Here is a 5,576-nt window from a genome sequence, read left to right as displayed (position 1 = left end):
GGACTGGTGTCCAGACGTGGCCCCTGCCGCTCTCGGCGCAGCGCAGGCGGCTGGTGGCGGGTGCGGCCGCGCCGACGCAGCACGCGTATCTCGCCGGCTTGGCGTACGCGTTCCCGCGCATCACGCTGTACGGCGCGATCCAGGGCACGCGCACGACCGCGACCGACACCGGTTCGCACACGTTCGAAGCCGGCGTGTCGGTGCCCGTCACGTCGCGGCTGTCCGCGCTCGGCGAATGGGCGTACACGCGCCGCACCGCGGCGCGCACGGCCGTATCGCGCAACACGGGCGTCGCCGGGCTCGACTACTCGCTGTCGCGGCGCACCGACGTCTATGCGCTCGCCGGGTACGACCGGCTCGGCGGCAGCGGCACCGCGGCGACCTGGGCGCTCGGCATCCGGCACCTGTTCTGACGTCGTGCGCATCGCGTATCCGGGTCTACCCGCTATAACCAAACCGCTGTTTTGTATAAAAAAGAAGTGCTTCGAATTCATCAACGTCCGTGCGTATAATTTTTCCCAGTTCATGTATACACAAGCGCGATTCATGAACCGGCACGGCCCGCGTCCCGCTCGCGTCATGCGAACCGGCCGCCGCCCGCGGGATCGCCTCGCACGATGCCCGTCCGGCGCAAGCCGCTTCGCCCCGGAAAACAACGACGACTATTTGGAGACCGAATGAAAAAGAAGCTGATCGCGTCCAGTGTCATGCTGCTCGCCTGCGCCGGTGCGCATGCGCAGTCGCGCATCTGGCTGTCGGGTTACATGGACCTGAACATCGAGCACCTGATTTCGTCGGGCCCGGGCGGCAACATCACGCGGATGTCGAGCGGCGGTCTGAACAATTCGCGCTTCAACCTGAGCGGCGTCGAGGAGCTCGGCGGCGGCAACAAGGCGGTCTTCACGATCGAGCCGATGTTTTCGGCGAACACCGGCGTGCAGTCGACGCAGTTCCGGCAATCGTTCGTCGGCCTCAAGGGCAACTGGGGCGAGCTGACGATGGGCCGCCAGTTCACGCCGTCGTACTGGCTGGCCGGCTATGCGGACCCGACGTGGGCAGCCGACTTCAGCATGGTCAACGACATGCAGTTCTTCTACGCGACCTATCGCGTCGACAACGCGCTGCAGTACAAGACCCCGACCTTTCACGGCTTCACCGGGCGCGTGATGATCACGACCGGGCTCGGCGACGGCACGCGCGCCGGGCGCTTCTTCAGCACCGGCATCGAATACCGCAACGGGCCGCTGTTCCTCGGTGCCGTGAGCGAGCTGCAGTACACGCGCGACATCTTCCGTTCGTCGCAGATCCATTCGTCGCGCGACAACTATTTCTCGGCCGTGTACCGCTTCGGCGGCTTCGAGCCGACCGTGATCTACCACACGTACAACGGCTATTACGCGTATCCCCCGTACGTCGCATTCAATTCGCAGGGCTGGGATGCGCAGATCGGCGCGCGCTGGAACATCGACGGCATCAACCGCGTGTACCTGAGCGTCGTCCATCGCCACGACGACAACAACACGAGCATTTCGAGCGCGACCGGCGGCGTGATCGGCTACATCTACGGGCTGTCGAAGCGCACCGACCTGTACGTGACCGCCGCGCACGTGAAGAGCCAGCATCGCGTGCCCGTCGCGTATCCGGTCACGTTCCAGGTGTATCCGGACGGCGGCCAGAACCCGTCCGGCTTCCAGATCGGGATCCGCCACGCATTCTGATGTTCCGAACCCGCGCGCCGCGACCGGCCAGCCGGGCGCTCGCGGCGCCACGACACAGTCATGACAAGGAGACGTTCATGCTTCGACCACGCAACAGTCGCACCCCGCAGGCCCGGATCGTCGGCCCGGCTGCCGCATCGATCCTGATCGCGGCGTCGGCGCTGGCCAGCGCCGCGCAACCGGCGGCGGAAGCGCCCGCCGCCGCCAGCACCAGCGTTGCCGCATCCGGCACGCCCGGCACGCCGAGCGTCGCCGATCCGTATCTCGCCGGCTGGCTGCGCCTCACGCCCGAGCGCCGGCCGGTGCCGCTGAAGCCCGGCGTCGACTACGGGATGGACCCGGCCACCGGTCAGTTCGTGTGGCCGAAGGCGGCGCCCGAAGTCCACCAGGGGCAGCGCTTCCCCGGCGAGCTCGCCACGTGGGACAACAAGAGCTACGCGAAGAACGTCAAGGTGCTCGCGTTCTACCCGGGCGTCGATTCGCCCTTCCACGCGTGGAACAACATCGCCGACTTCGACGGCAAGCGCTACCTGTACATCCACGATCGCGACTACCTGCGCATCATGGACGTCACCGATCCCGCGCACGGCAAGGTCGTGTTCTCGAAGGGCGGCGTGTGGGGGCCGAAGGGTTCCAGCGAGCACTTCGATCCGGACAACGTGCACGACTACCTCGGCGGCGCGACGATCGCGTGGAGCCGCAAGCTCGGCAAGCCGGTGCTCGTCGCGTCGTTCGAGATCGGCCGCTACGGGCTGATGACCGAGAAGATCGACCAGCCCGACAAGGTTGCCGCGCAGCGCCACTACAACTCGCTGAAGGGTTTCCGCGTGTACGAGATGGACGGCCCGCTGCCGAGCCAGTGGAAGCTGATCGCGACGCGCACGACCGACTACCGGCATCCCGACGCGCCGATCGGCCAGCAGCAGGGTTCCGGCTCGCTCGACGCGCCCGAGTACTACGGCGGCAAGTACATGATCGTGTCGGCCGCGCCGGACGACAGCTACGCGCTGACCGAGTATCCGAACTACCTGTACTCGCCGGGTTACCAGGTATGGGACATGTCGGATCCGGCGAACCCCGTGTTCATGTCGCAAATCGCGGTGCCCGGCCAGATCCTCGGCAACGAGGAACACGAGCAGGCGTACCTGATGAATCCGCGCGCCGGCAACCGCACGTCGTGGATGGGCTCGCGCAACCCGATCTTCCTGCCGAAGCCGCTGGAAAACGGCGGCAAGATCGGCTTCGGCGCGATGGGCGGCCTCGGCTTCTATTCGTTCGACCTGAGCGACCCCGCGAAGCCGAAGATCCTCGGCAACGTGAACACGCCGCCGAGCTTCGCGGGCACCGAGTTCGACAACGCGGACGTGAGCCAGTACGCGCGCACCGGCTACGTGCTCACGAACGGCTACCCGATGAACCGCGACTGCTACGAGCCGTACAAGGACATCTTCGTCGTCGACGCGCGCGACCCGAGCCACCTGAAAGTCGCGGCCAAGCTGCCGGTTCCGGAAGTGCCGGCGGGCGCGCCGTTCACGAGCTTCTGCCAGCGCGGCGGCAACTTCGGGCCGAAGCGCGCGAACGCGATCGGCCAGCCGGGCACGTGGCGCCAGGGCATCGTCCCGTATTCGTTCTACAACGCGGGCGTGCAGATCTACGACGTGAAAAATCCGGCGAAGCCGACGATCGCCGGCTACTTCGTGCCGGCGCTCGCCGACGAGAAGGAACTGCCGTCCTATACGCTCGGCAAGGGCGTGTTCGCGATCTACACCGAGTACGACCGCAACATCATCTGGGCCTTCACCGAGAACGGCGCGTATGCGCTGTCGACGCCGCTGCTCGGCGAGCCCGTGCTCGGCAAGCCGTCGAAGCCCTGGCCGCCGCGTTGAGTCGCACGGGGCCGGACGGGCGATCGTCCGGCCCGGTTCGCGCGCCATGCCGCGTGTTGCCGCGGCCCCGGCGCGCGCCGTTCGCATCGATGCCTGCCGGTCACCCGGCAGGTTCACGTTCAAGGATGTTCCCGATGAGGTTCAAGCCATTCGCCGCGCTGCTGCTGGGCGCGTTCGCAACGATTGCGACAGTTGCGACACCCGGCCACGCCGCGACGTCGGCCAGCGAGCAGACCTGCCGCGCGTGCCACACGCTCGATACGACGAAAGTCGGCCCGCCGTTCCGTGCGATCGCCGCGCACTACCGCAACGATGCCGACGCGATCGCGAAGCTCCAGAAGAGCATGCTCGAAGGCAGCACCGGCAAATGGGGCAGCGCGACGATGCCGCCCAATGCGATTTCGGCCGACGATGCGGCGCGCTTCGCGAAGTGGATCATGTCGCTGAATCAGCCGGCGAAGTAGCCCGGCGATGTGCGGGTACGCGGCGGCGGCAACGACGGTCGCTCCCGCCGCACGCGTCATCCCATCACCGGTTCGGCCGACATCGTCCGGTCCGGGTCGTGCGCGTGGCCGGATGCGCCGGCCGCGGGCAGCGTGAGCGTCACGGTCGTGCCCTGCCACGGGGCGCTGCGCACGCTGATTTCGCCGTGGTGCCGGTCCACGACCGCCTTCGCGAACGCCATGCCGAGCCCGACGCCCTTCGTGTCGGGCTGCCCTTTCAGGCGAAAGCGCCGGTAACGCTCGAACAGGCGCGCCTGATCCTCGGCCGCGATCCCGTAGCCGTAATCGCGGATCACGCAGCACACCGACGCGCCGCCGTCCGCCAGTTCGACGCGGCACTCGATGCGCGTATGCGCCGCGCTGTATTCGACCGCGTTCCCCAGCAGATTGACCAGCGCACGCGACAGCAGCGCCGGATCGCCGTGCACGAGCGCGTCGTCGCACGGCGGCACGTCGTCGACCGCGATGTGCTTTTCCCGTGCGCGCAGCCAGATTGCGTCGCGTGCCTGATTCATCAGGTCGGCCACGTTGACGAGTTCCGACGCGTACTCGCCCGTCTCCGCCCGCGACACCTGCGCGAAACCGTCCGCCATCGCGAGCGTATGACGCGCCAGCCCGTCGATCTCGTGCAGGCGCTCACGCAGCGTGCAGTCGGGCGGGCAGGCGGCAGGCGCGTTCACGAGCACGATGACCGACGTGAGCGGCGCGCGCATGTCGTGCGAGAACAGCGTCAGCATGTCGTTGCGCTGCCGCTCGAGCAGCGTGCGATGGACATAGGCGCCGCGCAGCGCGTCCAGTGCATCGTTCACGTGCCCGATCTCGGGGCTCGTGCCCGGAATCCGGACGATCGGCGACACGTCGCCCTCGCTCAACGCGACGATGCGCCGGCTCAGCGCATCGAGCGGTTTCGACAGCGTCCGCTGCGTGCCGCGCACGAGCAGCAACAGGATTGCGATGCAACACGCCGCCTCGGCGGCGGACAGCGTCATCCGGACGCGCGCCGCATCGCGCAACGCCACCGCACGCGCGCGCGTGAGGTCGAGCACGTGGTCGCGCAACTGCGCCGATGCTTCGAGATCCCGCATGACCCGCGACGCGAAATCCTCGGCGTTCATCGCATAGGCGCCCGTGCGGCCCGCGCGCAGCGTCGCGGCAACCAGCGGCAGGAAGCTGCCGTCCATCGTGTCGTTCAACCGCGCCAGGTCATTCGACAGCATCGCGTCGTCGAGCGGCGGCGCGATCGCGCCGGCAATCAGTGCGCGGAGCTGCACGATGCGCCCGCGCATCTGGAGAATGCGCGCCAGCCGATCGTTGTCGAGCACCTCGCGCCTGACCAGCGGCGCGACGAACAGCGAGCCGAGCCGGCCGGTGTATTCGCGCAGGTCGCCCAGCAGGCGCGCGAGGACCAGCGCGCCGGCCGTTTCCGGATGACGCATCGCCGTACCCGCCATCACGCCGCTGGTCAGCGA

At 67.9% G+C, this 5,576-nt stretch carries 5 protein-coding genes; 4 read left to right on the top strand and 1 reads right to left on the bottom strand.

Annotated elements, in window-relative coordinates:
* The 4 genes from G3O00_RS39365 to G3O00_RS39350 all read left to right on the top strand — a co-directional run.
* Positions 1 to 413: porin (locus G3O00_RS39365; protein WP_206146220.1), on the top strand; the 413-nt coding region annotated here is incomplete at its 5' end.
* A gap of 264 nt (positions 414 to 677) precedes the next feature.
* Positions 678 to 1,718, top strand: a complete 1,041-nt coding sequence (locus G3O00_RS39360; protein ID WP_041492520.1) for a porin — start codon at positions 678 to 680, stop codon at positions 1,716 to 1,718.
* A gap of 77 nt (positions 1,719 to 1,795) precedes the next feature.
* Entirely contained in the window at positions 1,796 to 3,604 is a 1,809-nt protein-coding gene (locus tag G3O00_RS39355; RefSeq protein ID WP_206146219.1) for a hypothetical protein, read from the top strand.
* A gap of 134 nt (positions 3,605 to 3,738) precedes the next feature.
* Positions 3,739 to 4,068, top strand: coding sequence for a c-type cytochrome (locus G3O00_RS39350; protein WP_157687128.1), 330 nt, complete (start codon positions 3,739 to 3,741; stop codon positions 4,066 to 4,068).
* 56 nt (positions 4,069 to 4,124) lie between these two features.
* On the opposite strand, the gene G3O00_RS39345 is transcribed toward G3O00_RS39350, so the two are convergent.
* Positions 4,125 to 5,576 (bottom strand): HAMP domain-containing sensor histidine kinase (locus G3O00_RS39345; RefSeq protein WP_206146218.1); only part of this gene is annotated, 1,452 nt, incomplete at its 5' end.

This window comes from Burkholderia sp. Ac-20384, assembly GCF_017104605.1.
In the GTDB taxonomy this organism is placed as follows: Bacteria; Pseudomonadota; Gammaproteobacteria; order Burkholderiales; family Burkholderiaceae; genus Burkholderia; species Burkholderia lata.
The sequence above is the reverse complement of the archived record's forward strand: the minus strand, read 5'-3'. Positions and strand labels throughout refer to the sequence as shown.

Coding starts and splice junctions, on each gene's coding strand:
- G3O00_RS39360 (WP_041492520.1), top strand. CDS start 678: ATGAAAAAGAAGCTGATCGCGTCCAGTGTCATGCTGCTCGCCTGCGCC.
- G3O00_RS39350 (WP_157687128.1), top strand. CDS start 3,739: ATGAGGTTCAAGCCATTCGCCGCGCTGCTGCTGGGCGCGTTCGCAACG.
- G3O00_RS39355 (WP_206146219.1), top strand. CDS start 1,796: ATGCTTCGACCACGCAACAGTCGCACCCCGCAGGCCCGGATCGTCGGC.